This window comes from Kitasatospora sp. NPDC101183, from assembly GCF_044767945.1.
Classification (GTDB): domain Bacteria; phylum Actinomycetota; class Actinomycetes; order Streptomycetales; family Streptomycetaceae; genus Kitasatospora.
In genome coordinates, this window is record NZ_JBIWOW010000010.1 from 83,329 (window position 1) to 108,827 (window position 25,499).

A 25,499-nucleotide genomic window follows, 5' to 3' on the forward strand; every position below is an offset into this window, starting at 1 on the left:
AGCGAGTGAACGAGATCAGAACACTCTGGTCCTGTGGAGCAGTTGGTTAGCTCGCCACCCTGTCAAGGTGGAGGTCGCGGGTTCAAGTCCCGTCAGGATCGCCGTAGATGTGAGAGGCCCGGAACCGTCAGGTTCCGGGCCTCTCGCTTTTGACAGGCCGGCTTGTACCCCGGACTAGGTCTAGACCACAAGGGTTGACGCGCGTGACGGTCGTCACCCGGCCCCGCCCGAAAAAGGGTGTCTTCAGCCCCTTCCAAGGCCTCGTTAATTTAATATGTAAAATTGTACAGATATTCACTGTAAAAGCCCCCCGCACCAGGCCCACCAAATCGTTATCCGGAGTTCAACATTCCGACATGCCAGGCATGACAAAGGGGCTGCTTACCGGACCCGGCGGAGTCCGGTAAGCAGCCCCTTTAAAGAGCCTTTGGCCGATCAGGCCTCGGTGCGCTGAGCCGGAATACCGGCCAGCAGGGCACGCACCTCCGCCTCGCGGTAACGGCGGTGACCACCGAGCGTGCGGATCGACGTCAGCTTGCCCGCCTTGGCCCAGCGGGTGACCGTCTTGGGGTCAACGCGGAACATGGTGGCAACCTCTGCCGGCGTCAGCAGGGGCTCAGCATCAGGGGTACGAGCGGTCATGAGCGGCCTCCTCGGGAGAACCGAACCAGGGCGGTTCTATCCTTCAAATTCTGCACCTTGGCCCGCGATGCCCGAAATGGCATAGACGGGCCGAGTCGGTTATAGGACGAACGGCTTGTCCTGGTGTCTACAACTACACCATCCGTCCAGCCCTATCGACCAAACCGCCAAAATTGACCCCTCACGGGTTCAAGGCTGACGGATGGCAATGGACCACCCCATAACGGACAGTCACTCAGCGATGACGTCCGGTTACGAGGGGACCAGACCCACCGTTTCCCCGCAAAGCGCGCATCAACTCCAGAACCACCCAAAAGTGGGCACGCTCACGTGAAGTTGGGCTGGTTGTCCCATTTTTGCACATAGGGGTAAGTTCGCGTCAACGGTGAGTAGTGTCACGTTCGAGAGGTATTGACCCGAACCGGGACCTTGGTCATCGCCTCCGGAGGACGTAGGGCCCTTACAGTCAAACACGCCTGCTCGGACGTCAGTTCGCGTGCCGCAGGGCCAGCACCCCGCGCCAGCGCACCGTCAGTTCCCCGTACGCGCGCAGCGCCTCGGCGGTGTCCCCGGCCCGCAGCGCCCGCAGCCCCTCCTCCAGCTCCCCCGCCGAACGGTCCGTCGACAACCGCTCGGGCCCCAGCAGGTGCACCAGGCCCCCGTAGTCCAACTCCACCAGCGAGCGCGGGTGGAACTCCTCCAGCCACCGCCCGATCCGCTCGGCGCCCCGCACCAGCTCCCCCTCCGGCACCCCCTCGCGCAGCGCCCGGTACGCCCGGGCCACCCGGCGGCGCGCCTGCGCCATCGGCACCAGGTAGTACAGGGCCGCCGCCCGCGTCCGCCCGTCCGCGCTCTCCGGCGGCAGGAAGCAGCGGTCCTCGTCCCCGAACGGCAGGAACCACCGCACCGGCACCTCCCACCGGCTCGTGAGGATCCACGGCCGCGCGTCCGGGTGCTCGGCCTTCCAGCGCTCCCGGTCCGCCTCGGCGGCCTCCCGCGCCGCGGCCGGCAGGGCGGTCTCCAGCAGCGCCACCGGCGCCGCCGTGCGCATCCCCTCCAGCGCCTGCCAGCTGCGCAGCCGGGTCGCCCACGGGCAGACGTAGAGAACGCCGTCCAGCACCCGCAGGAACGCCCGCCCGCTCTCCCGCTCCGGCAGCGCCCTCGGCGTGCGGGCGGCCAGCTCCGCGAGCGCCTCCCGCTGCTCCTCCAGCACCGCCTGGGCCACCGGCTGCCCGGCGCCCGTCGCGTCCGGCCCGTGCTCGGCGGCGTAGGCCTGCCAGTGCGTCCGCTCGGGCTCCGGATAGGCCGCCAGCGGCTCGTACACCCGCAGGTGGGCGGCGTAGGGCGGCTGGACGGACGTGCGCACGACGGTCACGTCCTGCATGGTCGCACGCACCGCCCACACCGGGGAGGGCGCGGGCCCGAACCGTTCGCGCCCGCACCCCGCACCCCCTCGCGTCTCACTCCTCGGACAACCGCCCCCACCTCGGACGGAAGCCGGGATCGGCCACCCCCGCGCGACTACGCTTCGCGGTAGACGCCCGCACCACAGCAGCGGGCCTTCGCGACTACTGGAGTCACCACCGTGACCGACGTACAGACCCCCGCCTCGCACCCCGCACCCGGCGTGCTCAGCAGGATCTTCCGCACCGAGCAGGACGGCGCCCCCGGCGACGGCCACGAGCAGGTCGTCCTCTGCCACGACCGCAGCTCCGGGCTCAAGGCGATCATCGCCATCCACTCCACCGCCCTCGGCCCGGCCCTCGGCGGCACCCGCTTCTTCCCCTACGCCTCCGAGGAGGCGGCGCTGGAGGACGCGCTCAACCTCTCCCGCGGCATGTCCTACAAGAACGCGCTGGCGGGCCTCGACCTCGGCGGCGGCAAGGCCGTCATCATCGGCGACCCGAACAAGGACAAGAACGAGGCGATGCTCCGCGCGTACGGGCGCTTCGTCGAGTCCCTGCGCGGCCGCTACATCACCGCCTGCGACGTGGGCACCTACGTCCAGGACATGGACGTCATCGCCCGCGAGTCCGAGTTCGTGACGGGTCGTTCGCCCGAGCACGGCGGCGCCGGCGACTCGTCCATCCTGACCGCCTTCGGCGTCTTCCAGGGCATGCGCGCCTCCGCCCAGGCCCGCTGGGGCCAGCCGACCCTGCGCGGCAAGCGCGTCGGCGTCGCGGGCGTCGGCAAGGTCGGCCACTACCTGGTCGGCCACCTGGTCGCCGACGGCGCCACCGTCGTCGTCACCGACCCCTTCGAGGCGGCCGTCAACCGCGTCCGCGCCGCCCACCCGGAGGTGGAGGTCGTCGCCGACACCGCCGCCCTGTTCCAGGCCGAGCTGGACGTCTACGCCCCCTGCGCCCTCGGCGGCGCGCTGACGGACGAGACCGTCGCGGCGCTGGGCGGGTTCGGCACCTCCGTGGTCTGCGGCGCGGCCAACAACCAGCTGTCCCACCCGGGCGTCGAGAAGGACCTCGCCGACCGCGGCATCCTCTACGCCCCGGACTACCTGGTGAACTCCGGCGGCGTGATCCAGGTCGCCGACGAGATCGACGGCTTCAACTTCGAACGGGCCAAGAACAAGGCCACGAAGATCTTCGACACCACCCTGGAGATCTTCACCCGCGCCGCCTCCGACGGCGTGCCGCCGGCCGTCGCCGCCGACCGCCTCGCCGAGAAGCGGATGCGCGAGATCAGCGCCCTGCGCACCGTCCTGCTCCCGGCCGCCCGCCGCGCCTGATCCCCACACCGCGTTGCGCGGGAGGCGGCCCCCACCCGCCTCCCGCGCATCACGATGTGGAACCGGATTCTCACTTCCCCGCCCGAACGGGTGATCCCACGCCCCCCTAGGGGGGATAATCGTTCTCGGAACGACGGACCCGAGCCACCACCGAACAGCGTGCAAACCGCCGCAAAACCTCCGCTGACCTGGGAAGACCTGGTCGCGGATGCGGTCGGTGCGCGCCACGTCACACTGACGACGTACCGTCCAGCGGCGGAAACGGGTACCGTTAATGCTCCAAGGGACGGTCCTCCCATTCGGGCGCGGCCGGTCCTGAACATGAACACGTGTCAGACTCGGGGCCGTGAGCCCCATCGTTGAGGGGGTCGACCCATGGGGCGCGGCCGGGCCAAGGCCAAGCAGACGAAGGTCGCCCGCGAGCTGAAGTACAACAGCGGCGGGTTCGACGCTAACCGTCTGTCCAACGAGCTGGGCGTATCGCCGTCCACCTCTCCGATCGAGCCGGAGCCGATCGAAGAGGAGGAGGAGGACGACGACCCGTACGCGGAGTACGCCGCCCGCTACGCCGACCTCGACGACGAGGACGACACCGAGCCGGGCCCCGGGCCGTCGCAGGCCCGCAGCCGCTCGTAACCACAGCTTCGCCGGACCGGTCCGGGCGCCCAGGCGCCGGGCCGGTCTTCGGCGTTCCCGCGCGCACCGCGGCCGACCGCACACGGGTGAGGCCCCTCCGGAGCGTTCCGGAAGGGCCTCACCTGGCGTTCCGGGGCCTCAGCGGGTCGCGAAGCCCTCGTAGGCGTTGTAGAGCGCCGCGCCGCCGTCGTGCTCGTCGGTGCGGTCGACGATGTCGCCCAGCAGCCAGGCCTCGACGCCGCGGTCCTCCAGGATCGACAGCACCGCGTCCACCGAGTGCGGCGGGACGACGGCGACCATGCCGACGCCCATGTTCAGCGTCTTCTCGATCTCCAGGGTGGCCACCTGGCCGACCTCGGCGACCGTGCGGAAGACCGGCAGCGGGGTCCAGGTGCCGCGGTCCAGGCGGGCGTGCAGGCCCTCGGGGACGACCCGGGCCAGGTTGGCCGCCAGGCCGCCGCCGGTGACGTGCGAGAAGGCGTGGACCTCGGTGGCGCGGATCAGCGCCAGGCAGTCCAGGGAGTAGATCCGGGTCGGCTCCAGCAGCTCCTCGCCGAGGGTGCGGCCGAACTCCTCGACCTTGCGGTCCAGCTTCCAGCCGGCCTCGTTCAGCAGCACGTGGCGGACCAGCGAGTAGCCGTTGGAGTGCAGGCCGGAGGCGGCCATGGCGATCACCACGTCGCCCGCCCGGACGCGCTCGGCGCCCAGCAGCGCGTCGGCCTCCACCACGCCGGTGCCGGCGCCCGCGACGTCGTACTCGTCCGGCCCGAGCAGGCCCGGGTGCTCGGCGGTCTCGCCGCCGACCAGGGCGCAGCCGGCCAGGGCGCAGCCCTCGGCGATGCCCTTGACGATCGAGGCGACGCGCTCGGGGACGACCTTGCCGACGCAGATGTAGTCGGTCATGAAGAGCGGCTCGGCGCCGCACACCACGATGTCGTCGACGACCATGCCGACCAGGTCGTGGCCGATGGTGTCGTGCTTGTCCATGGCGGCCGCGATGGCGACCTTCGTCCCCACGCCGTCGGTGGCCGAGGCCAGCAGCGGACGCTCGTAGTCCTTGAGGGCGGAGACGTCGAAGAGGCCGGCGAAACCGCCGAGACCGCCGACCACCTCGGGGCGGTTGGCCTTCTTCACCCACTGCTTCATGAGCTCGACGGCGCGGTCGCCCGCCTCGATGTCGACACCGGCTGCGGCGTAGGTGGCGCCGTTCTGGTTGGAGGTCACTGCGGTGCGGCCCTTTCGGGTCTGGGGGTTCGGGTGGAACAGCGGTGGGGCCCCGGTTCTCGGGACCCCACCGTGCGTTCTTACGGGCGGCGCAGCGCGTCGGCCGCGCCCGCCCCGCCGAGGAGCGACTGGACGCCGTCCAGGTCGCTGCCGCTGGTCGGCTTGCCGCGGACGGCGGGCTGCTGCTGGCCGCCCTTGATCTCGGCCTCCAGCAGGAGCTTGCCCAGCAGCGCCGGGTCCGGCAGCTCCATCGGGTACTCGCCGTCGAAGCAGGCCCGGCAGAGCCTGTCCTTGGGCTGCTTGGTGGCCTCGATCATGCCGTCGATCGAGATGTACGAGAGCGAGTCGGCGCCCAGGGTGCGGCCGATCTCCTCGATGGTCATGCCGTTGGCGATCAGCTCCGCGCGGGTGGCGAAGTCGATGCCGAAGAAGCAGGGCCACTTCACCGGCGGCGAGGAGATGCGGATGTGCACCTCGGCGGCGCCGGCCTCGCGGAGCATCTTGACCAGCGCGCGCTGGGTGTTGCCGCGCACGATCGAGTCGTCCACGACCACCAGGCGCTTGCCGGCGATGACCTCGCGCAGCGGGTTGAGCTTGAGGCGGATGCCGAGCTGGCGGATGGTCTGGCTCGGCTGGATGAAGGTGCGGCCCACGTAGGCGTTCTTCACCAGGCCGGAGCCGTACGGGATGCCGCTGGCCTCGGCGTACCCGATCGCGGCGGGGGTGCCGGACTCGGGGGTGGCTATCACCAGGTCGGCCTCGACGGGGGCCTCCTTCGCCAGGCGGCGGCCCATCTCCACGCGGGAGAGGTGCACGTTGCGGCCGGCGATGGAGGTGTCGGGGCGGGCGAGGTAGACGTACTCGAAGACGCAGCCCTTGGGCTTGGCCTCGGCGAAGCGGCTGGTGCGCATGCCGTTCTCGTCGATGGCGATGAGCTCGCCGGGCTCGACCTCGCGGATGAAGGAGGCGCCGCAGATGTCCAGCGCCGCCGTCTCGGAGGCCACGACCCAGCCGCGCTCCAGCCGGCCGAGGACCAGCGGGCGGATGCCCTGCGGGTCGCGGGCGGCGTAGAGGGTGTGCTCGTCCATGAAGACCAGCGAGAAGGCGCCCTTGACCTTGGGCAGTACGACCTTGGCCGTCTCCTCGATGGAGAGGTCCGGGTGGCCGGCCAGGAGGGCGGTCACCAGGTCGGTGTCGTTGGTCGCGGCCGTCCGGCCGGAGCGCGAGACGTGCTCCTCGCCGGGCAGTTCGGCGACCATGGCCGCCAGTTCGGCGGTGTTCACCAGGTTTCCGTTGTGCCCGAGGGCCAGCGAACCGTGGACGGTCGCGCGGAAGGTCGGCTGGGCGTTCTCCCAGACCGAGGACCCGGTGGTCGAGTAGCGGGCGTGTCCGACGGCGATATGCCCGTGCAACGACCCCAGGGAGGCCTCGTCGAAGACCTGGGAGACGAGCCCCATGTCCTTGAAGACGAGAATCTGGGAGCCGTTGCTCACTGCGATGCCCGCGGATTCCTGACCGCGGTGCTGCAGGGCGTAAAGGCCGAAGAACGTGAGCTTGGCGACCTCCTCGCCGGGAGCCCAGACACCGAAGACGCCGCAAGCGTCCTGGGGGCCTTTCTCACCGGGAAGAAGATCGTGGTTGAGTCTTCCGTCACCACGTGGCACGCCTTCGAGTCTAGGGCAGTTGACCAGGGCTTCCGGAACCCGGGATGCCGCGACCAGGGGGTCAGGGACGGGCGACGCGCGTAGACAAAACCCCTTACGGGGCGGGGAATTCGGGTGGGGGGAATTCCCGCGCAGGGCGGTTGGCCTTGCGGTTCGCGCCTGTTGGGGATTCGGGGGCGTACGACGGGGGTCGGCGGGGCGGGGGCGAACGTGAGCCTGCTCACCCGGCGTTCACCCGGGGACCGTCCGGGCGTCACACGGCGGGCAGCAGCAGGCCCCAGGCGCCGGGGTGGGCCGTCCAGGTCCGGGCGCGGACCGGGCCGACGGGGTGGCCGTCCGCCTCGTAGCCGAAGCCCCGGCCGACCACCGAGACGCTGGCCGCCCGGGCGCGCACCATCGCGCCGGGTGCGCGGACCACGACCTCCAGGACCCCGGCCGCCGCGCCCGTGGTGCCCGCGCCCTCCCCCGCCGCGGGTGGTACGGCGGCGGGCAGGGTCAGCTCGACCAGCCGGACCGGCCGGTGGACGTCCGCGAGCAGCCGCCCGTCCGCCTCGACCCGGACGCGGGGGCTGTGGTCGACGGCCTCGGAGGTGAGTGCGTTCGCCTGCTCGGCCGCAGCCAGTTTCGCCCATAGCGAACGCCAGCCACCCGGACGGCCCCCCGGGCGCCGGACCCCGGCCCCCGTGATCCGCACCCCGCCGAGCGCCACCCCGCCGCCGTCGTCCACCAGCAGGTCGAGCCGGCGGGCCACGCCCGAGAGCACCGCCCGCGCGGCCCGCACCGGCTCCGTCGGCACGCCGAGCGCCCGGGCCGCCGCCACCTCCTCGGGGCGGCCGACCGGAACCACTCCCACCGGATCGGCGCCCAGCTCACGCTGGCGGTACAAGGCCTGGAGCACCCGCTGGAGGGCGAGGTCGGAACCGATCACGACCGGACGCCTGCGACCCCGGTGCGAAAGCAGCCGGTCGAGTTCGGACGGGCTCTCCGGATGGGCCACCTTGACGTCCGTACCTCCGCAGAGCACGTCCCTCGCGATCCGCACCGACTCGCCGTCGACCTGCCGGGCCACCGGGTCGAGGAGCAGCAGGATCGGCTCGGGGCCGCCGTTCACGGGCGTGGACTGGGACGACACGACCGGTCCTTCCTCAGGTAATCTCTCGGTGCAAGAGCCCCTTGCGCTACTGCGCCAGGGGCTTCGTCTATCTCGGGGCAGACTGCGGCCTACGCAGGATGCCCCAACCGGAAGGGGTGTACGCCTGTGCCGGCACTCGTGCTCGTTGGCGCTCAGTGGGGGGACGAGGGCAAGGGGAAGGCCACCGACCTCCTCGGCGGCTCCGTCGACTACGTCGTCCGCTACCAGGGCGGCAACAACGCCGGTCACACGGTGGTCATCGGCGACCAGAAGTACGCCCTGCACCTGCTCCCTTCCGGCATCCTCAGCCCGAACGTCACGCCGGTCATCGGCAACGGCGTGGTCATCGACCCGGGCGTGCTGCTCTCCGAGCTGGCCGGCCTGAACGAGCGCGGCATCGACACCTCGAAGCTGCTGATCTCGGGCAACGCCCACCTGATCACCCCGTACCACCGCACCATCGACAAGGTGACCGAGCGCTTCCTCGGCAAGCGCAAGATCGGCACCACCGGGCGCGGCATCGGCCCCGCGTACGCGGACAAGATCAACCGCATCGGCATCCGGGTCCAGGACCTCTTCGACGAGTCGATCCTGCGCCAGAAGATCGAGGCGGCGCTGCACGACAAGAACCAGATCCTGGTCAAGCTGTACAACCGCCGCGCGATGCCCGCCGACCTGGTGGTCGAGGAGTACCTGGGCTACGCGGAGAAGATCCGGCCCTTCCTCGCCGACACCACCCTCGTCCTGGACGAGGCGCTCAAGGCGAACAAGGTCGTCCTGCTGGAGGGCGGCCAGGGCACCCTGCTCGACGTCGACCACGGCACGTACCCCTTCGTGACCTCGTCGAACCCGACCTCGGGCGGCGCCTGCACCGGCTCCGGCATCGGCCCGACCAAGATCGACCGGGTCATCGGCATCCTCAAGGCGTACACCACCCGCGTCGGCTCCGGCCCGTTCCCGACCGAGTTGCTCGACGAGGACGGCGAGGCCCTGCGCCGCATCGGCGGCGAGCGCGGCGTGACCACCGGCCGCGACCGCCGCTGCGGCTGGTTCGACGCCGTGATCGCCCGCTACGCGACCCGCGTCAACGGCCTCACCGACTTCTTCCTGACCAAGCTCGACGTGCTCACCGGCTGGGAGCAGATCCCGGTCTGCGTCGCGTACGAGATCGACGGCAAGCGGGTCGAGGAACTCCCCTACAACCAGTCCGACTTCCACCACGCCAAGCCGATCTACGAGACGCTGCCGGGCTGGACCGAGGACATCAGCAAGGCGAAGACCTTCGCCGAGCTGCCGAAGAACGCCCAGGCGTACGTGAAGGCGCTGGAGGAGATGTCCGGCGCCCCGATCTCGGCGATCGGCGTCGGCCCCGGCCGGACCGAGACGATCGAGATCAACTCGTTCATCTGATCGGATAGTTGCGGCGAAGGCCCGGCGGGAGACTCCCGCCGGGCCTTCGCCGTGTCCAGATTCGGAGTTTTGCACTAGTGCAGATATCACTTGCCTCTAGTGCAATACGGGTCTACGGTCGGCCCCATGACCGCGAAGCTCCCCGCCCCCGTCACCCTCACCGGCCACCACATCCGGCTGGAGCCGCTGAGCCGGGACCACCTGCCCGACCTCTGGGACACCGTCGGCCCCGACCCCGACGTGTGGCGCTGGATCCCCTTCCTCCCGCCGACCACGCGGGAGGAGCTGGGCGTGATCCTCGACAGGCGCATCGCCGCGGCGGCTGCGGGCACGGCGGTGAAGTTCGCCGTCGTCGACCTGCCGAGCGGCCGGGCCGTCGGCATCACCGGCTTCTACGACTTCAGTGCGGAGAACGAGCTGCTGGAGATCGGCGGCACCTGGTACGCCCGCTCGGTCTGGCGCACCGCTGTGAACACCGAGGCCAAGCTGCTGCTGCTCACCCACGCCTTCGAGGACCTCGGCATGGGCCGCGTCTCCTGGAAGACCGACGCCCTCAACGACCGCTCCCGCAACGCCATCCTGCGCCTCGGCGCGCAGTTCGAGGGCGTCCACCGGCGGGACAAGCACCGCGACAACGGCACCTGGCGCGACACCGCCTTCTTCGGGATGCTCGCCGGGGAGTGGCCGGCCGCCAAGTCCCGTCTCGTCGAGCGCCTTTCGCGCGGCTGAGCCGCCGGCCCGCCGACCGACCCCGCGCCCCCTCGCACGATTCGCGTGCGAGGGGGCGCGGGGTCGCGGGTCATTTGCGGTCGACGGGGCTCGAACGGCGGGCGGGGAAGTCGGAGTTGGGGGAGCGGCGCTCGCGGGGCTGGATGTTGACCAGCCAGACCAGCCAGCCGACGAAGAGGACGGCGAGGAGGAGGGCGGACAGTCCGCCGACGAGGAGGGCGTTCACCGGGGTACGGGATCGCGGGGAGGCGCGGCAAGGGGCACGGGAGTCTCCGGTCGGTGATGTCGGGCGCATTGACCATGCAACCGGTGCGTTCCACAGCCGGGTTGGGGCTGTTGTGACGGATGGGAACCGGTGGGACTGTTCAGCCGACAACAAGTCAGCGAGTGACACGGATGACCATAGAGTCGAGGTGCAAGACTTGCTACCGAGCCCGTGGACGTTCACTCCATCGTGGGGTATCCCCCATTTCGGTAGCTACGTCCGGTTACGCGCGGCACACTTCACCGGAAGCATCGACCGAAGCCCGCGATCCGGAGAGTAGAGACATGCCACCCCGCTTGTCGCCCACCGTGCGCCAGCAGCGCCTCGGGATCGAACTGCGCAAGATGCGCGAACGCGTGGGCGTGACGCCCAAGAACCTGGCCGCCACGATCGGCACCGACCTGCCCAAGATCTCCCAGATGGAGAACGGGAAGTCCGGCATCAGCGCCGAGCGGCTGAGGATCTGGGCCCGGACCTGCGACTGCCCCGACGGGCCGTACCTCGACGCCCTGCTCGCCATGACGCAGGACCGGCGCAAGTACTGGTGGGACGGCTTCCGCGGCCGGATGCCCGGCCCGATCGTCGACATCGCGGAGATGGAGCACCACGCCGAGTCGCTCTCCATCCTCAACACCACCTTCATCCCCGGCCTGTTGCAGACCCCCGCCTACGCGGCGGCGGTGTTCGAGCGCCTGCCCCCGCAGCTGCGGGATTCCGCGCCCGTCCGGTCGGAGTTCCGGATCCGGCGCCAGCGGATCTTCGTCGACCGGCCCAAGCCGTACTGCGCGATCCTCCACGAGTCCTCGCTGCGCATGCAGTTCGGCGGGCCGGAGGTCCAGCGCGAGCAGCTGCTCGCGCTGCTGGAGGCGTCCGAGCGGCCCGGGCTGGACATCCGGGTGATCCCGTTCAGCGTCCCCTCCTACCGGGGCTCCAACGAGAGCAGCCTCTACCTCGCCCGCGGCCCCGTCCCGGAGCTCGACACCGTGCAGACCGACCTCTCCAACGGGCCGAAGTTCATCCACGCCGAGGCCGAACTGGCCACCTACCGCCGGGTCAAGGAGGAGGCCACGGCGATCGCGCTCGGTGCGGAGGAGTCCCGGGACTTCATCCGGGCCTTGGCGAAAGACTTCTCATGAGCACCTGGAGAAAGGCGTCGACCAGCACCGAGCAGGGAGAGTGCGTCGAGGTCAGGGCGACGGGCGGGCTGGTGGAGATCCGCGAGTCGGACTGGCCCGAGGTGATCGTGCGGACGACGCCGCGCAAGTGGGCCGCCTTCGTCCGTGGGGTGAAGGCGGGCGAGTTCGACGGCTACGGGGACTTCGGCCAGTCCTGAACAGGCCGGCGGACAGGGCACACGGGGGACGACCGCGGGGCCCGGGATCTCCTCCCGGGCCCCGCGGTCGTCCCCTCCCCCACTGACCGGCCTCCTCAGCCGATCAGGTCCAGCGCCCCGGTGTTCGCCAGGTCGTACGCCCCGGCGAGCAGCAGGAAGAACAGCGCCGAGAGCGTCACGCCGGTGTAGTGCACCCGGCCGAGCACGCCCCACCAGCCCTTCATCCAGGCCAGCACGGTGCAGACCGTCATCGGGACGACCAGGGCCAGCGCGGTGAGGATCAGCACCGGCACCAGGGTCAACAGCGGCGAATCGCCCAGGAACAGCGTCTGGTTGAGCGCGTTGGAGTCGGCCGTCAGCATCGCGAAGCCGGCGGTGGCGGCGACCAGCAGCGCGGTGGTGGCCCAGGCGAGCAGCCGTACGGCGGGCCGGCCGGCCCGGCCCCGGCGGCGCAGCAGCCGCACCGCGGCGGCCACCGACCGGCCGATCAGGCTCAGGGCGAGGACGGACACGCTGACCAGCATCAGGACCTGGTGCAGGCCGGGGGCCTGGTACCAGGCCAGCGGCTCGTAGGCGACGGTCGGGTCGGCGTCGCTGAGCAGGGAGACGACCTTGCCGCTCGCGTCCGTCCGGAAGGCGATCCTCGCGGTGCCGCCGACCTCCTGGAACAGGCCGGGCTCGACCTGGCGCCAGTGCGTCTCGGTGACCTGCGGGTCGCGGCTCAGCGGGCCGGAGACGGTGAGCTCGCCGCCGTCGGCGGTGACGTGCAGGGAGCCCATGAGGGCGGCGGCCCTGGTCAGCGTGGACTGGCTGGTGCGGGTGGAGCGGTAGTCGCCCGTGTAGGCGTCCAGGCCGGAGGTGAGGGCGGGCGGGGCGGGGCTGGTGGCGGCCGGGGCCGGGTAGAAGCGGTCGAGGAAGGCGTTGAGGACCTGCTGGGTGGTCCAGCCGCCGGTGGAGTCCTCGCCGTCGCCGTTGACGCTCACGTAGAGGCCGACGCCCTGCTGGGGCAGCAGCGCCACGTTGGTGTGGAAGCCGGGGACGTCGCCGTCCTTGACCAGGAAGCGCAGGCCGTTGCGGTCGCGCTGCTCCAGCAGGTACGCCATGCCGGGCAGGCGGGGGTCGGGGCCGTAGTGGCGGTCGAGCAGCCGGGCGGTGGTGGCCGGGTCGAGGATCTGCCTGCCGTCGACGGAGCCGTTCCCGAGCAGGGCGAGCAGCAGCTTCGACATGTCGCCGGCGGTGGTGACGGCGGCGGCGCCGGTGGGGGTCAGCGGGCCGTAGAGGCCCTTGGTCCCGGTCTGGCCGTCGCCCTCGGGGCGGTAGCCGTGGGCGAGTTCGGCGTCGATCGGGGCGGGGTGGGGCTGGGTGAAGGTGGTGCGGTCCATGCCGAGCGGGCGGAGCACGTGCTCGGTCAGGTACTGATCGTACGGACGGCCGGAGACCACCTCGACCAGGTAACCGACCAGCGCCACACCGTAGTTGTCGTACGCGGCGGCGGTGCCCGGGGCGCGCACCCGGTCGGGCTGGTGGGCGGCGAGGGTCGCGCCGAGGGCGCCGACGTGCTCGGGGCCGGCCTGGGCCAGGCCCATGAAGGTGTCGTCGAAGCCGCCGGTGTGGGTGAGCAGGTTCTCGACGGTGACGGGGTGGCCCGGGTAGGTGTCGCGGACCTTGAAGGCGGTCAGGTAGCGGTTGACGTCGGCGTTCAGGTCCAACGCCCCTGCCCGGACCTGCTGGAGGACGGCGATCGCGGTGAACAGCTTGGCGTCCGAGCCCATGAAGAAGGCCGTCCGCGCCGGGTCGACCGGCTTCCCGGCCGGCACGTCCGAAACGCCGTAGCCCCCGGCGTACAGCTCGCGGCCGCCGCCGACCACCGCCACCGTGGCGCCGGGGACGTGGTGTTCGGCCAGCAGCTTGGGGATCGTCTCGTCCATCAGCCTCTTGACCTCGGCGGGGGACGGCGGGGCGGGGGACGGCGGGGCGGAGGGCGCCGGGGCCGATGCTCCCGGGGCCGGCGTTCCCGGGGTGGCGGCCTCGGCGCGGGCCGGGGTGAGGCCGTAGAGGAAGAGGCCGATCGCGGCCAGGACGATCAGCAGCCGGACGCGCTTCTTCATCGCAACTCCCGTTGATGGCAAGGTGATTGTGGAAGCTCCGACGCTGTGGAGCGGGCCGCTTCCCGACACCGAGAACGCTACGGACGGGAACAGTTCGTGGACATGGACTCCGGAGGTGGATCCGATGGTGTACCCAGGTACCCGTGACAGGGGTCCTGGGCCCAGTGATCTCCAGCGGGGATCGCGGCAGTCTTGACCCCGTCAGCAGGCGAACGACAAGGGGGCGGACGGCATGACGAGCACAGTGGGCAAGGGGATCGGGAGCACGGGGCGGGGCCGGGCGGGCCTGCTCGGCCGGATCGGGCGGGCCCTGCGGGACACGGCGCGCAGCACCGCGCTGGCCGGGTTCATCCTGCCGCAGGTGCTGCTGCTGACGGCCGTCTCCGTCACCGCCTCGCTGGTGGGGCTGGGCTTCGGCCTGCTGCTCGTGCCGCCGACCTTCCTGGCGGTGCGCCGAGTCACCACGCTGCGGCGGGAGTTGGCCGCGCGCTGGTCCGAGGTCGAGATCCGCGAGCCGTACCTGCCGGCCCCCGAGGCCGAGCCGGGCTTCCGGGGCCTGTGGCAGCGCTGCCAGGCCCTCCTCGGCGACCCGGCCACCTGGCGGGACATCACCTGGCTGCTCGCCGACTCGGTGCTCGGCTTCACCCTGGCGATCGTCCCGCTCTCGCTGATCGCCTACGGCCTCTTCGGCCTGGTCATGCCCTGGGTCTGGGAGCCGATCGTCTCCAACGGCGGCAACGACTGGTACCTGTGGGTGAAGGTGACCGGCGACGGCAGCGCCCTGCACTGCACCCTGTACGGGCTGCCGCTGATCGCGGCCGGCCTGGCCCTCGCCCCCGCCGTGCTGCGCGGCCACAGCCTCTTCGCCCAGTCCCTGCTCGGCCCGACGGCCCGTGCCGAGGCCCTGGCCGCCGAGCGCAAGGTCGCCCACCTCACCGAGACCAGGCGCGACGCGCTGACCACCCAGGCCGCCGAACTGCGCCGCATCGAGCGGGACCTGCACGACGGGGCGCAGGCCCGGCTCGTCGCCATGGGGATGAACCTGGGCGTGGCCGAGCGGCTCGTCGAGCGCGACCCGCAGGCCGCGAAGGAGCTGCTCGCCGAGACCCGGCAGGCCTCCGCGACGGCGCTCAGCGAGCTGCGCGACCTGGTGCGCGGCATCCACCCGCCGGTCCTGGCCGACCGTGGACTGGCCGACGCCGTACGGGCGCTGTGCATGGACAGCCCGCTGAACGTCACCGTCACCGCCGAACTGCCCGGCCGGCCCGAGGCGCCCGTCGAGTCCGCGCTCTACTTCGCCGTCTCCGAGGCGCTCACCAATGCGGCCAAGTACTCCGGCGCCGACCACGTCGACGTCCAACTCTGGCACCAGGACGGCGTCCTGAAGGCCCAGGTCACCGACGACGGCGTCGGCGGCGCCGACCCCTCCCGCGGCACCGGCCTGCGGGGCATCGAGCGGCGGCTTGCTACCTTCGACGGGATCTTGGCCGTCCGCAGCCCGCTCGGCGGCCCCACGACGCTGACGATGGAGCTGCCGTGCGAGTTGTTCTCGCGGAGGACCTCTTCCTCCTGAGGGACGGTCTGGTCCGGATGTTGAAGGCGTACGACTTCGAGGTCGTGGCCGCCGTCGACACCGGGCCCGACCTGCTGCAGGCCCTCCTCACCGAGCGCCCGGACGTGGCCGTCGTCGACGTGCGGCTGCCCCCGACGTTCACCGACGAGGGCCTCCAGGCCGCCCTGGAGGCCCGCCGACAGATCCCCGGCCTGCCGGTGCTGGTGCTCTCCCAGTACGTCGAGCAGCTCTACGCCAAGGAGTTGCTCGCCGACGGCACCGGGGCGATCGGGTACCTGCTGAAGGACCGGGTCTTCGACCCCGACGAGTTCGTGGCCACCGTCCAGCGGGTGGCCGCCGGCGGGACGGCGCTGGACCCGCAGGTCATCGCCATGCTGGTGAGCAACACCGAACGCACCAAGCCGCTCGACCGGCTGACGCCGCGCGAGCGGGAGGTGCTGGAGCTGATGGCGGAGGGGCGGTCCAACGGGGCGATCGCCGAGCGGATGGTGATCACCGAGCGGGCCGTGAAGAAGCACACCGCCAACATCTTCCTCAAGCTCGACCTGCCGCCCTCGGAGGAGGACCACCGGCGGGTGCTGGCGGTCCTCGCGTTCCTCGACGTCGCCCCGCCCGCCTGAGCCCTTGCGCCGTTCTCGGGCCTTGCGGTTGTCAGGCCTTGCGGTTGTCAGACCTTGCCGTTCTCGGGCCTTGCCGTTCTCAGGCCTTGCGGGCGGTGTGGACCGTCATCGCGGAGAGGTAGAAGGCGTCGGGGCGGCTCAGGATGCCGGTGGGCGCGTCCTCGGCGAGCAGGGCGTCCAGGGTGGAGCGGTCCTCGGGGGCGAGGTGCTCGGCGAGTTGCTCGCGGCGGCGGTCGAGCTGGGTGTGCAGGTACTCGCGCACCGGCCGGGCGAGCGGGGCCCGGTGCTCGACCAGGAAGGTGCGGGTGCCGCTCGGGGTCAGCCCGGCGCGCTCCAGCATGGCCGCCCAGTCCTCCACCTCCTCGACGGCGCCCGGCAGTTCGGCGCGCATCGCGGCGAACCCGTCCTCCTGCACCGCGTCCAGCCGGGCCTGGAATCCGGGCCGGCCGAGGCCGAAGTCGCGCGGCAGGTAGCGCGGCGGCAGGCCGCTCTCGGCGACGGCGAGCAGCCCGCCGGGGCGCAGCACCCGGGCGAGGGCGGTGAGCGCGGCCTGCTGGTCGCCGAGGTGGTGGACGGCGTTGCCGGACCAGATCAGGTCGGCCTCCTCCTCACCGAGTTCGGCGAACTCGGCCGGGAGGTCCACCCGCTGGACGGACAGCCGGCCGCCGGAGCGGGCCTCGGCGCGCTCCAGGAGGGCGGCCGACTGGTCCACCGCGACGACCTCGGCGGCCGGGAAGACCTCGGCGATCATCGCGGCGATCACGCCGGGGCCGCTGCCGACGTCCAGCGCCCGGCGCACCTCGCCCTCGTGCAGTCCGGCGAGCCAGTGGGCGGCCTCGGTGACGGCGGCGCCGCGCAGGTCGGCCTCCCGCTCCAGGTGCGCGGCGAGCGCGTCCCAGTCGAGGTCGGCGGCGGGGACGCCGTGGCCGTGGTGGTGTCCGTGGCCGTGGCCGTGCTGGTGCGTGCTCATGGGGGTTTCCTTCCGGTTCGGGTGACGGTTCAGGCGGATACGGCGGATACGGCGGGAACGGCGGGAACGGCGGGACCGGACGCGCGGTGGCGGGCGAGGGCCCGCTCGACGTCCTCCGCCGCGAGGTCGTGGTCGAGGGCGAAGGCGGCCGCCGCGCCCGCCCCGGCGGCGACGACCACCTGGGCGCGCGGGTCGGCGACGTTGCCGACGGCCCAGACGCCGGGCAGGCTGGTGCGTCCCGTCCGGTCGGTGGTGACCCAGCCGTCCTCGCCGCGCTCGCAGTCGAGGCCGAAGAGCAGCGCGTCCCGGGGCACCGGCTGCGGGAAGAGGAACACCGCCTCGCGCGGCACCACCTGCCCGCTGTCCAGCTCGACGCCGCGCAGCCGCCCGCCGTCGGAGACCAGCCGGACGATCCGGCCCTCGACCACCCGGACGCCCCGGGCGGCGAGGCGCTCGCGGTCGGCGCCGGTCAGTACGAGGGTGTGCGCGAGCAGCACCACGTCCGCCGACCACTGGCGCAGCAGCAACGCCTGGTTGACCGCGCCGGGGCCGGTGCCGAGCACTCCGAGCGGGCGGTCGCGGACCTCCCAGCCGTGGCAGTACGGGCAGTGCAGCACGTCGCGGCCCCAGCGCTCGGCCAGTCCCGGCAGCTCCGGAAGGCCGTCGCGCAGGCCGGTGGCGACCACGATCCGGCGGGCGGGGAGCACCGGGCCGCCCGCCAGGTGGACGAGGTAGCCGTCGCCGGCCGGCTCGATGTGCTCGACCCGGGCGTCGATCAGGTCCACCCCGTAGCGGGCGACCTCCTCGCGCCCGATCTCCAGCAGCGCGGCCGGCGGCAGGCCGTCCCGGCTGAGGAACCCGTACATGTGGGCGGCCGGGGCGTTGCGCGGCTCGCCCGCGTCCACCACCGCGACCCTGCGCCGGGCCCGGCCCAGCACGAGGGCCGCGTTCAGCCCGGCCGCTCCCGCGCCGACCACCACCGCGTCGTAGCGCTCGTCCGCTGCCGTGTCCGTCGCTGTGTCCACCACCGCGTCCGTTGCCGTACCCGTCACCGTGTCCGTCGCCTCGCTCATGGCGCTCACCTCCACGGCCAGGCTGCGGCCGACCGCGCCGAGGCGGCAAGCCTTCTTGCCGCCTCAGCAAATCCGCTACGCCCTCGGGGCGGCGTAGCCGTGGACCTCGACGGTGCGGCCGGAGGGCCAGTGCTGGGTGGTGGAGCCGAGGAGGGTCCAGCCGAGGCGGCGGTAGAGGGCGACGGCCTCGGTGTCCGTGGGCAGCACGTCGAGGACGGGGTGGAGACCGAGCACCCGCGCGTGCGTCACGGCGGCGCCGAGCAGCCGCTCACCGAGGCCCTGGCCGCGATCGGAGGGGGCGACGTAGAGCCGGGCGATCACGGCGGTCAACTCCGGGCGCCCGCCGGTGCGGTGGCTCCACAGCTCGGGGCCGGCGTCCCCGGGGACGCTGCGGCAGAGCCCGATGTGGCCGGTGATCCGGCCGTCCCGCTCGGCGACCCAGGCGGCGAGCAGGCCGTCCGGGGTGAGCCAGGCGGCGGGGCGGTCGGGCCAGTCGGCGGGGTAGCGGTCGGCGGCGTGGACGTCGCCCAGCACCCGGACGCACTCGGCGAGGTCGTCGGGGCGGCGCCTGCGGACGGACGCCACCTCCCCGGACCACCGAGGACCGGACGCGACGACGTTGGCGCGTTCTTCAAGGTCAGCCATGGCGGTACGTTACCGGCCCGGCCGCCGCTGCGCAGCGATTTCGGCCGGACATTCCGCCAACTACACGCACCAGAGCGACACTTGTCGCAGCTCGGGCGATCACCTCCGAAACCGCACCCGCCGGAGGGCGCCGCCTCGGCGTACGGTTCGATACCCCCGTGAACGTCTCCCTCACCACCCCCCTGCGCAGCGACCGCCTCGACCTGCTCCCGATCGGCCCCGAGCACGCCGAGGCGATGGCCGCCGCCCTCGACGACCCGGCCCTGCACGCCTTCACCGGCGGCGCGCCGTCCACCGCCGAGGAGCTGCGCGACCGCTACACCCGCCTCGCCGCCGGCTCCCCCGACCCCGCCGAGGGCTGGGGCAACTGGGCCCTGCGCCTGCGCGCCTGTGGCGAACTCGTCGGCTACGTCCAGACCACCCTGCGCCCCGGGGCCGCCGAACTCGCCTGGGTGGTCGGCACCCCCTGGCAGGGCCGTGGCCTCGCCACCGAGGCGGCCCGCACCCTCCTCGCCCACCTCGCCGCCTCCGGCGTCCCCACCGCCGTCGCCCACATCCACCCCGACCACCACGCCTCCGCCGCCGTCGCCCGCACCCTCGGCCTCACCCCGACCCCGCACACCGTGGACGGCGAGACCCGCTGGGAGGCCGCCCTCCGACCGGCCCCGGGCACGGACTGACGGGATGCGGCCGGGCCCCAACGGGCACCGGGCCCGATCAGGCGTACGAGCGCTGCGCTAGCCTCCTCAGATGTCTCTCATCTCCCAGACCCCTCCGCCGCAGTCGGCGGAGGCGGACGGCGAGCAGCCGCCCGCCGCCCCCGCGAAGGCCCGGCTCGGCTGGCTCGACGCCCTGCGCGGTCTGGCTGCGCTGATCATCGTGGTCGCGCACTTCACCCAGTTCGTCCTGCCGGAGCAGTTCCCCAAGGTCACGGCCCACCTGGACCTCGGCACCTTCGGCGTCTTCCTGTTCTTCCTGGTGAGCGGCTACATCGTCCCGGCCTCGCTGGAGCGCCGCGGCAGCGTCCGCGCGTTCTGGATCAGCCGGCTCTTCCGCATCTACCCGCTCTGCGTGGCGGTCGTCGCGGCCGGTGTCATCGTCTGGAAGGCCGGCTACTACACGCCGGGGCTGCCGCCGGTGAACTGGTTCACCATGCAGCACCCGGCCATCGCCGCCCTGGGCAACGCGACGATGCTGCACGACTTCACCGGCGTCCACGGGACGATCTTCGTGATGTGGACCCTCTCCTACGAGATGGTCTTCTACCTGCTGGTCGCCTCGCTCTTCGTCCTGCGCCTGCACCGCCGCAGCACCGAGATATCGGCCGGCCTCGCCGTGGCCGCGGCGACCGCCGTCGGCTCCCTGCCGCTGATCACCCTGTTCCACTCCCCGCAGGGCCAGAAGCGCCTGGTCGTCGTCACCGCCGTCGTGATGGCCCTCGGCGTGCTCGCCACCATGAGCCGCCGCCGTCCGCTGGCGATCCTGGGCGCGCTGATGCTGGGAGGCATGTCGGCCGCCCTGCTCGCGAGCCACTCCCGGATGCCGGGCTGGTTCAGCCTGGTGATCCTGTCGACCATGTTCGCGGGCACCGCGATCTACCGCGCCGAGCAGCGCCAGATCAACCGGCTGTACACCGGGATCGGCCTCGTGGTCGCCCTGGGCGCCGGCATGTACGTCGGCAGTAACTTCGGCGAGAACGGGCAGCGCTACCCGACCGTCCAGTGGATCTGGGTGGTCACCCTGCTCTCCGTCTGGGGGGTCTTCGGCATCGGGATGGCGCTGCGCAACGTCCGGATGCCCAAGCCGCTGACCTGGCTGGGCGGCATCAGCTACTCGGTCTACCTGATCCACCCCGTGCTGCTGTCCGTGCTGCTGAAGGCGATCGGCCCCGAGCCCGTCACCGCGCTCAGCACCGGCAAGCGCGTCGCGCTCGGCTTCGCCTTCTGCGCCACCGTCCTGGCCCTCAGCCACCTGACCCACCGCTGGATCGAGAAGCCCTTCCAGAAGCTCGGCCACCGGGTCACCAAGCTGATCGACCGCAAGCCCTGAGCATCCGTATTTCGATCACGATCGAATCCGACTGTGAATGACTGGAAAAGGCCGATGACGATCGGCCATAATGTCGGCCGCTGCGCGCCCAACGGTTTCCACGCGATCCGGGCGCTGTCTACCAGGACCGCCCGGAGAGCCCACCCATGCGCACCATGACCCATACCGAATTCCTCGCGCTGCGGCGGTTCGACGCCCTGGACGGGCTGCGCGCGCTCGCAGCCGTCATGGTCGTCTTCTTCCACTACGCCAGGCCCTGGGCCGACGGCCTCTCCGGCTGGATCGGCGTGCACATCTTCTTCGTGGTCTCGGGCTTCCTGATCACCACCCTGATGCTGCGCGAGAAGGACCGCACGGGGCGAATAGACCTCCGCGCGTTCTACCTCCGCCGGATCTTCCGGATCTGGCCGCTGTACTACCTGGCGCTCTTCGTCACCGCCGTCGGCCTGTACCAGAGCGGCTGGGGCTGGAACGCCCTCATGGGCCACCTCCCCCACTACCTGCTGTTCATGAACGAGTACCAGCTCCACGGCTACGAGCCGTTCCTGCACTCGTGGACGATCGGCATCGAGTGGAAGTTCTACATGGTGTGGCCGATCCTGCTGGTCGGCGTCAGCGCCGTCTCCCGGAAGCTGCGCATCCCGCTGGCCGTCGCCGCCATCGCCGCCGTGCTCGTCCCCTGGACGCAGACCTGGACGGGCATGGGCCTGCACTACTCGATCCTCCTGATCGGCGCGCTGCTCGCCCTGGTGCTGCACTCGCCGCGCGGCTACGCCGTGATGCGGCCGCTCACCCACCCACTCGTCGGCGTGGCACTCGCCGCCGGGTTCGTCTACCTGCACCTGCGGCTCCCCGACCTGATCGAGCACTTCGGCGGACAGCCCAAGCCGATCTTCCTCTACGCGGTCGTCCTGGCCCTGGTCATGCCCTCCCTGCTCGCCCCGGGCCCCGGCCGGTGGTTCCTCTCGCTCAAGCCCCTCGTCTTCGTCGGCGAGCGCTCCTACGCCCTCTACCTCTTCCAGGCCGTCGCCGCCGGCCTGGCCGCCGTCCTCACCCCCTGGGCCAGCGCCGGCAACCTGCGCCACGGGACGGCCGTCGTCCTGATCAGCGTGCTCCTCGCCGACTTCCTGTACGGGCGCCTGGAGCAGCCCATGATCAACGCGGGCCGCACCCTCATCAAGCGCATCCTCCCCAAGCGCCCCGCCCCCGCCGTCCCCGCCCAGGCCACCTCCGACCCCTCCGCCGACACCCCCGCCGCCGCGGTCCCCGAACCGCTCGCCCGCTAGGGCACTCCCGGCGCACTCCCGGCCGCCGGAATGCGCAATCCGGGCATGCGGTTGGATTGGGGCATGACCTCTCGTGCACGTGTACGCGCCCCCGAGCTCGTCGGCGCAGGCGGCTGGCTGAACACCGGCGGCAAGGAGCTGACCCTCGCCGACTTCCGGGGCAAGATCACCGTCCTGGACTTCTGGACCTTCTGCTGCATCAACTGCCTGCACGTCCTGGACGAGCTGCGCGAGTTGGAGGAGAAGCACCGCGACACCGTGGTGATCGTCGGGGTGCACTCGCCGAAGTTCGTCCACGAGGCGGACCACCAGGCGGTGGTGGACGCCGTGGACCGGTACGAGGTGCACCACCCCGTGCTGGACGACCCGGCGCTGGCCACCTGGAAGCAGTACGCCGTCCGGGCCTGGCCGACGCTGGTGGTGATCGACCCGGAGGGCTACGTGGTGGCCCAGCACGCCGGGGAGGGGCACGCCCACGCGATCGGGCGGCTGGTGGAGGAGCTGGAGGCGGAGCACGCCGCGAAGGGCACGCTGCGCCGGGGCGACGGCCCGTACGTGCCGCCGGAGCCGACGGCGGGGGACCTCAAGTTCCCCGGCAAGGCGGTGCGCCTGCCCGACGGCCACTTCCTGGTCGCGGACTCGGGCCACCACAGCCTGCTGGAGCTGGCCGAGGACGGCGAGACGGTGGTGCGCCGCATCGGCGACGGGCAGCGCGGGCTGGTCGACGGCGCCGCGCCCCGCTTCAGCGAGCCGCAGGGCCTGGCGCTGCTGCCGCCCGGGCACCCGTACGACGTGGTGGTGGCAGACACCGTCAACCACGCCCTGCGCGGGGTCCGGCTGGCCGACGGCAGCGTGACCACCCTGGCCGGCACCGGCCGCCAGTGGTGGCAGGGCTCCACCACCGAGGGCCCGGCCCTGGAGGTGGACCTCTCCTCCCCGTGGGACGTCGCCTGGTTCGACGGCGAGGTCTGGATCGCGATGGCGGGCGTGCACCAGCTGTGGGCGTACGACCCGGCCACCGGGACGGTCCGGGTCGCGGCCGGCACCACCAACGAGGGCCTGGTGGACGGGCCCGTCGGCGAGGCCTGGTTCGCCCAGCCCTCCGGCCTGGCCGTCTCGGCGGACGGCGAGCGCCTCTGGGTCGCGGACTCCGAGACCTCGGCCCTGCGTTCGGTTTCACGTGGAACGGTCAGCACCGCCGTCGGCACCGGCCTGTTCGACTTCGGCCACCGCGACGGCGCCGCCGAGCAGGCGCTGTTCCAGCACCCCCTGGGCGTCACCGTCCTGCCGGACGGCTCGGTGGCCGTCGCCGACACCTACAACCACGCGCTGCGCCGCTTCGACCCCGCCACCGGCGAGGTGAGCACCCTGGCCACCGACCTGCGCGAGCCCTCCGGCGCCGTGCTGGTCGACGGGGACCTCGTGGTCGTCGAGTCGGCCCGGCACCGGCTGACCAGGCTGCGGCTGCCCGAGGAGGCCGTCCGCGTCGAGTCGGTGGCGCACCGCACCCAGCGCGCGGCCACCGAGGTCGCCCCGGGCTCCTTCCGCCTGGACGTGGTCTTCGAGGCGCCCACCGGCCAGAAGCTGGACGAGCGCTACGGCCCCTCCACCCGCCTGCTGGTCAGCGCGACCCCGCCCGAGCTGCTGGTCTCCGGCGCCGGCGCGGACTCGGCGCTCTCCCGCGAGCTGGTGCTCTCCGACGAGGTCGCCGAGGGCGTGCTGCACGTCTCGGCGATGGCCGCCTCCTGCGACGACGACCCGGAGATCGAGTACCCGGCCTGCCACGTGCACCAGCAGGACTGGGGCGTGCCGGTGAAGCTGACGGCCGACGGCACCCGGCGCCTGCCGCTGGTCCTCGCCGGGATGGAGTAGGCCCCGAACGCACGGAGAGGGCCCGGCCGCGACGGCGACCGGGCCCTCAGCGTCGGCTCAGCCCTCCAGGAAGGCCTTGAGCGCGCTCGCCAGCAGGTACGGGTCGTCCGCCCCGCACAGCTCGCGCGCCGAGTGCATGGACAGCGCCGCGATGCCGCAGTCCACCGTCTTGATGCCCAGGCGCGCCGCCGTGATCGGGCCGATCGTCGTCCCGCAGGCCACGGCGTTGTTGGAGACGAAGGTCTGCCACGGCACGCCCGCCTTCTCGCAGGCCGCCGCGAACACCGCCCGGCCGACGCCGTCCGTCGCGTAGCGGTTGTTGACGTTGACCTTGAGGATCGGCCCGCCGTTGGGCACCGGGTGGTGGCCCGGCTCGTGCCGCTCGACGTAGTTGGGGTGCACGGCGTGGCCCATGTCCGAGGAGAGACAGATCGTGCCGGCCAGCGCCCGGGCGCGGTCCTCGGCGTCGCCGCCGCGCGCGTGGACCGACCGGTCGAGGACGTTGCCGAGCAGCGGGCTCTGCGCGCCGGTGTCCGACTCGCTGCCGGTCTCCTCGTGGTCGAAGGCGGCCAGCACCGGGATGTACGGCAGGTCGGCGGCGCCGGGCTCGGTGGCGACGGCGGCCAGCGCGGCGGTGGCGGCGTGGACGGACAGCAGGTTGTCCAGGCGCGGGGCGGCCAGCAGCTCGCGGTCGCGGCCGAGATAGGAGGCGGGCTGCACGTCGTGCGTCATGAGGTCCCAGCCGGCCACGTCCTCGGCGGCCAGCCCGGCGCGCTCGGCGACGTAGGCGATCAGCGAGCCCTCGTCGACCGGGCCGAGGCCCCAGATCGGGGTGAGGTGGCGCTGCCGGTCGAGCTTCATCCCGTCGTTGACCGAGCGGTCGAGGTGGATGGCGAGCTGCGGCACGCGCAGCAACGGCTCGTCCAACTGGACGAGCCGCGCGGTGCCGTCCTTCAGCACGAGTCTGCCGGAGAGGCCGAGGTCCCGGTCGAGCCAGGTGTTCAGCGGGACGCCGCCGTAGATCTCCACGGCGACCTGCCGCCAGCCGGCCGAGCCGGTGTCCGGCAGCGGCTTCACCCGCAGGTTGGGCGAGTCGGTGTGGGTGCCGACGACCCGGAACGGCGTCTGCGGGCCCGCGCCCCCGGGCACGTACCAGGCGATCATCGCGCCCCCGCGGATCAGATACCGGCCGCCGGGCGCGGCATCCCAGGCATCCGTCTCGGCGACCTGCCGGAAGCCCGCCTTCTCCAGCCGCTCGGCGGCGCTCGCGACCGCGTGGTACGGGGACGGCGAGGTCCCGAGGAACGCGATCAGGTCGTCACTGTGCGTGCGGTCGAAGAAGGCCTGGTGGGCGGCGGTCGACATGCTGCTCCTGGGTCGAGGGGGCCGGAGCCAGGTGAGGGGGCCGGCTGAGCACCTTGAGCATATGCCTGTACACAGTCACGGTATTCGGAACCTTCACCCCCCATCGGGCTCTTCCAACCTCCGCACCAGCTCCCCCAACGGCAGGCCCGGCACGATCGCC

General features: G+C 72.2%; 23 protein-coding genes and 1 tRNA gene. 13 read left to right on the forward strand and 11 right to left on the reverse strand.

Annotation, left to right across the window (positions count from 1 at the left end; all coding sequences use genetic code 11):
* Positions 1-27 precede the first annotated feature (27 nt).
* A tRNA-Asp gene (locus ACIRRS_RS16180) sits at positions 28-101 on the forward strand.
* Between the two features lie 334 nt (positions 102-435).
* Here ACIRRS_RS16180 and bldC read toward each other — a convergent pair.
* Positions 436-642 (reverse strand): developmental transcriptional regulator BldC, encoded by a 207-nt coding sequence (gene bldC, locus ACIRRS_RS16185; RefSeq protein ID WP_014137253.1) that lies wholly within the window; start codon positions 640-642, stop codon positions 436-438.
* Between the two features lie 487 nt (positions 643-1,129).
* Positions 1,130-2,026, reverse strand: coding sequence for a hypothetical protein (locus ACIRRS_RS16190; RefSeq protein WP_402970681.1), 897 nt, complete (start codon positions 2,024-2,026; stop codon positions 1,130-1,132).
* 201 nt (positions 2,027-2,227) lie between these two features.
* On the opposite strand from ACIRRS_RS16190, the gene ACIRRS_RS16195 reads away from it, so the two are divergent.
* Together ACIRRS_RS16195 and ACIRRS_RS16200 are read left to right on the forward strand one after the other, a co-directional pair.
* Positions 2,228-3,385, forward strand: coding sequence for a Glu/Leu/Phe/Val dehydrogenase dimerization domain-containing protein (locus ACIRRS_RS16195; protein WP_402970684.1), 1,158 nt, complete (start codon positions 2,228-2,230; stop codon positions 3,383-3,385).
* Positions 3,386-3,760: 375 nt separating this feature from the next.
* Positions 3,761-4,021, forward strand: a complete 261-nt coding sequence (locus ACIRRS_RS16200; protein WP_402970686.1) for a DUF3073 domain-containing protein — start codon at positions 3,761-3,763, stop codon at positions 4,019-4,021.
* A gap of 138 nt (positions 4,022-4,159) precedes the next feature.
* Here ACIRRS_RS16200 and purM read toward each other — a convergent pair whose 3' ends face one another.
* From purM to ACIRRS_RS16215, 3 genes are all read right to left on the reverse strand, one after another.
* Positions 4,160-5,245, reverse strand: coding sequence for a phosphoribosylformylglycinamidine cyclo-ligase (gene purM, locus ACIRRS_RS16205; RefSeq protein ID WP_402970689.1), 1,086 nt, complete (start codon positions 5,243-5,245; stop codon positions 4,160-4,162).
* Between the two features lie 80 nt (positions 5,246-5,325).
* Positions 5,326-6,909, reverse strand: coding sequence for an amidophosphoribosyltransferase (gene purF / locus ACIRRS_RS16210; RefSeq protein ID WP_402970692.1), 1,584 nt, complete (start codon positions 6,907-6,909; stop codon positions 5,326-5,328).
* A 253-nt stretch (positions 6,910-7,162) separates the two neighbouring features.
* Positions 7,163-8,041 (reverse strand): diacylglycerol kinase, encoded by an 879-nt coding sequence (locus ACIRRS_RS16215; RefSeq protein WP_402970695.1) that lies wholly within the window; start codon positions 8,039-8,041, stop codon positions 7,163-7,165.
* A gap of 126 nt (positions 8,042-8,167) precedes the next feature.
* Between ACIRRS_RS16215 and ACIRRS_RS16220 the strand changes: the two genes are divergently transcribed.
* Entirely contained in the window at positions 8,168-9,451 is a 1,284-nt protein-coding gene (locus ACIRRS_RS16220) for an adenylosuccinate synthase (RefSeq protein WP_402970697.1), read from the forward strand.
* A gap of 126 nt (positions 9,452-9,577) precedes the next feature.
* Positions 9,578-10,180: a GNAT family N-acetyltransferase gene (locus ACIRRS_RS16225; RefSeq protein ID WP_402970700.1), complete on the forward strand. Its 603-nt coding sequence runs from the start codon at positions 9,578-9,580 to the stop codon at positions 10,178-10,180.
* A gap of 70 nt (positions 10,181-10,250) precedes the next feature.
* Here the strand turns inward: ACIRRS_RS16225 and ACIRRS_RS16230 are convergent, their stop codons facing one another.
* Positions 10,251-10,406, reverse strand: coding sequence for a hypothetical protein (locus ACIRRS_RS16230; RefSeq protein ID WP_402970702.1), 156 nt, complete (start codon positions 10,404-10,406; stop codon positions 10,251-10,253).
* A 323-nt stretch (positions 10,407-10,729) separates the two neighbouring features.
* Here ACIRRS_RS16230 and ACIRRS_RS16235 point away from each other — a divergent pair, with 323 nt between their 5' ends.
* Positions 10,730-11,581, forward strand: coding sequence for a helix-turn-helix domain-containing protein (locus ACIRRS_RS16235; protein WP_402970705.1), 852 nt, complete (start codon positions 10,730-10,732; stop codon positions 11,579-11,581).
* The gene (locus ACIRRS_RS16240) at positions 11,578-11,778 is read left to right on the forward strand and encodes a DUF397 domain-containing protein (protein ID WP_402970707.1); all 201 of its coding nucleotides are present in this window, start codon (positions 11,578-11,580) and stop codon (positions 11,776-11,778) included. The genes ACIRRS_RS16235 and ACIRRS_RS16240 overlap by 4 nt, the downstream gene beginning before the upstream one ends.
* Before the next feature lie 95 nt (positions 11,779-11,873).
* On the opposite strand, the gene ACIRRS_RS16245 is transcribed toward ACIRRS_RS16240, so the two are convergent.
* The gene (locus tag ACIRRS_RS16245; RefSeq protein WP_402970710.1) at positions 11,874-13,886 is read right to left on the reverse strand and encodes a serine hydrolase domain-containing protein; all 2,013 of its coding nucleotides are present in this window, start codon (positions 13,884-13,886) and stop codon (positions 11,874-11,876) included.
* 232 nt (positions 13,887-14,118) lie between these two features.
* Here ACIRRS_RS16245 and ACIRRS_RS16250 point away from each other — a divergent pair, with 232 nt between their 5' ends.
* Complete coding sequence (locus ACIRRS_RS16250; RefSeq protein ID WP_402970713.1) at positions 14,119-15,459, forward strand: sensor histidine kinase; 1,341 nt, start codon at positions 14,119-14,121, stop codon at positions 15,457-15,459.
* Positions 15,423-16,079, forward strand: a complete 657-nt coding sequence (locus ACIRRS_RS16255) for a LuxR C-terminal-related transcriptional regulator (protein WP_402970716.1) — start codon at positions 15,423-15,425, stop codon at positions 16,077-16,079. The genes ACIRRS_RS16250 and ACIRRS_RS16255 overlap by 37 nt, the downstream gene beginning before the upstream one ends.
* Positions 16,080-16,158: 79 nt before the next feature.
* Here ACIRRS_RS16255 and ACIRRS_RS16260 read toward each other — a convergent pair whose 3' ends face one another.
* The 3 genes from ACIRRS_RS16260 to ACIRRS_RS16270 all read right to left on the reverse strand — a co-directional run bounded on the left by ACIRRS_RS16260 (position 16,159) and on the right by ACIRRS_RS16270 (position 18,767).
* Positions 16,159-17,049, reverse strand: a complete 891-nt coding sequence (locus ACIRRS_RS16260) for a class I SAM-dependent methyltransferase (protein WP_402970719.1) — start codon at positions 17,047-17,049, stop codon at positions 16,159-16,161.
* A 29-nt stretch (positions 17,050-17,078) separates the two neighbouring features.
* The gene (locus tag ACIRRS_RS16265; RefSeq protein WP_402970721.1) at positions 17,079-18,122 is read right to left on the reverse strand and encodes an NAD(P)/FAD-dependent oxidoreductase; all 1,044 of its coding nucleotides are present in this window, start codon (positions 18,120-18,122) and stop codon (positions 17,079-17,081) included.
* A gap of 75 nt (positions 18,123-18,197) precedes the next feature.
* A complete protein-coding gene (locus ACIRRS_RS16270; RefSeq protein ID WP_402970724.1) occupies positions 18,198-18,767 on the reverse strand; it encodes a GNAT family N-acetyltransferase in 570 nt (189 codons plus the stop codon).
* A gap of 158 nt (positions 18,768-18,925) precedes the next feature.
* Here ACIRRS_RS16270 and ACIRRS_RS16275 point away from each other — a divergent pair, with 158 nt between their 5' ends.
* The 4 genes from ACIRRS_RS16275 to ACIRRS_RS16290 all read left to right on the forward strand — a co-directional run bounded on the left by ACIRRS_RS16275 (position 18,926) and on the right by ACIRRS_RS16290 (position 23,974).
* On the forward strand, positions 18,926-19,447 hold the full coding sequence (locus ACIRRS_RS16275) for a GNAT family N-acetyltransferase (protein WP_402970727.1): 522 nt from the start codon (positions 18,926-18,928) through the stop codon (positions 19,445-19,447).
* Positions 19,448-19,517: 70 nt separating this feature from the next.
* The gene (locus ACIRRS_RS16280; RefSeq protein ID WP_402970730.1) at positions 19,518-20,816 is read left to right on the forward strand and encodes an acyltransferase family protein; all 1,299 of its coding nucleotides are present in this window, start codon (positions 19,518-19,520) and stop codon (positions 20,814-20,816) included.
* A 155-nt stretch (positions 20,817-20,971) separates the two neighbouring features.
* Entirely contained in the window at positions 20,972-22,102 is a 1,131-nt protein-coding gene (locus ACIRRS_RS16285; RefSeq protein ID WP_402970733.1) for an acyltransferase family protein, read from the forward strand.
* A 63-nt stretch (positions 22,103-22,165) separates the two neighbouring features.
* A complete protein-coding gene (locus tag ACIRRS_RS16290) occupies positions 22,166-23,974 on the forward strand; it encodes an NHL domain-containing thioredoxin family protein (RefSeq protein WP_402970736.1) in 1,809 nt (602 codons plus the stop codon).
* A 57-nt stretch (positions 23,975-24,031) separates the two neighbouring features.
* On the opposite strand, the gene ACIRRS_RS16295 is transcribed toward ACIRRS_RS16290, so the two are convergent.
* Complete coding sequence (locus ACIRRS_RS16295; RefSeq protein WP_402970739.1) at positions 24,032-25,339, reverse strand: M18 family aminopeptidase; 1,308 nt, start codon at positions 25,337-25,339, stop codon at positions 24,032-24,034.
* Between the last annotated feature and the right edge of the window lie 160 nt (positions 25,340-25,499).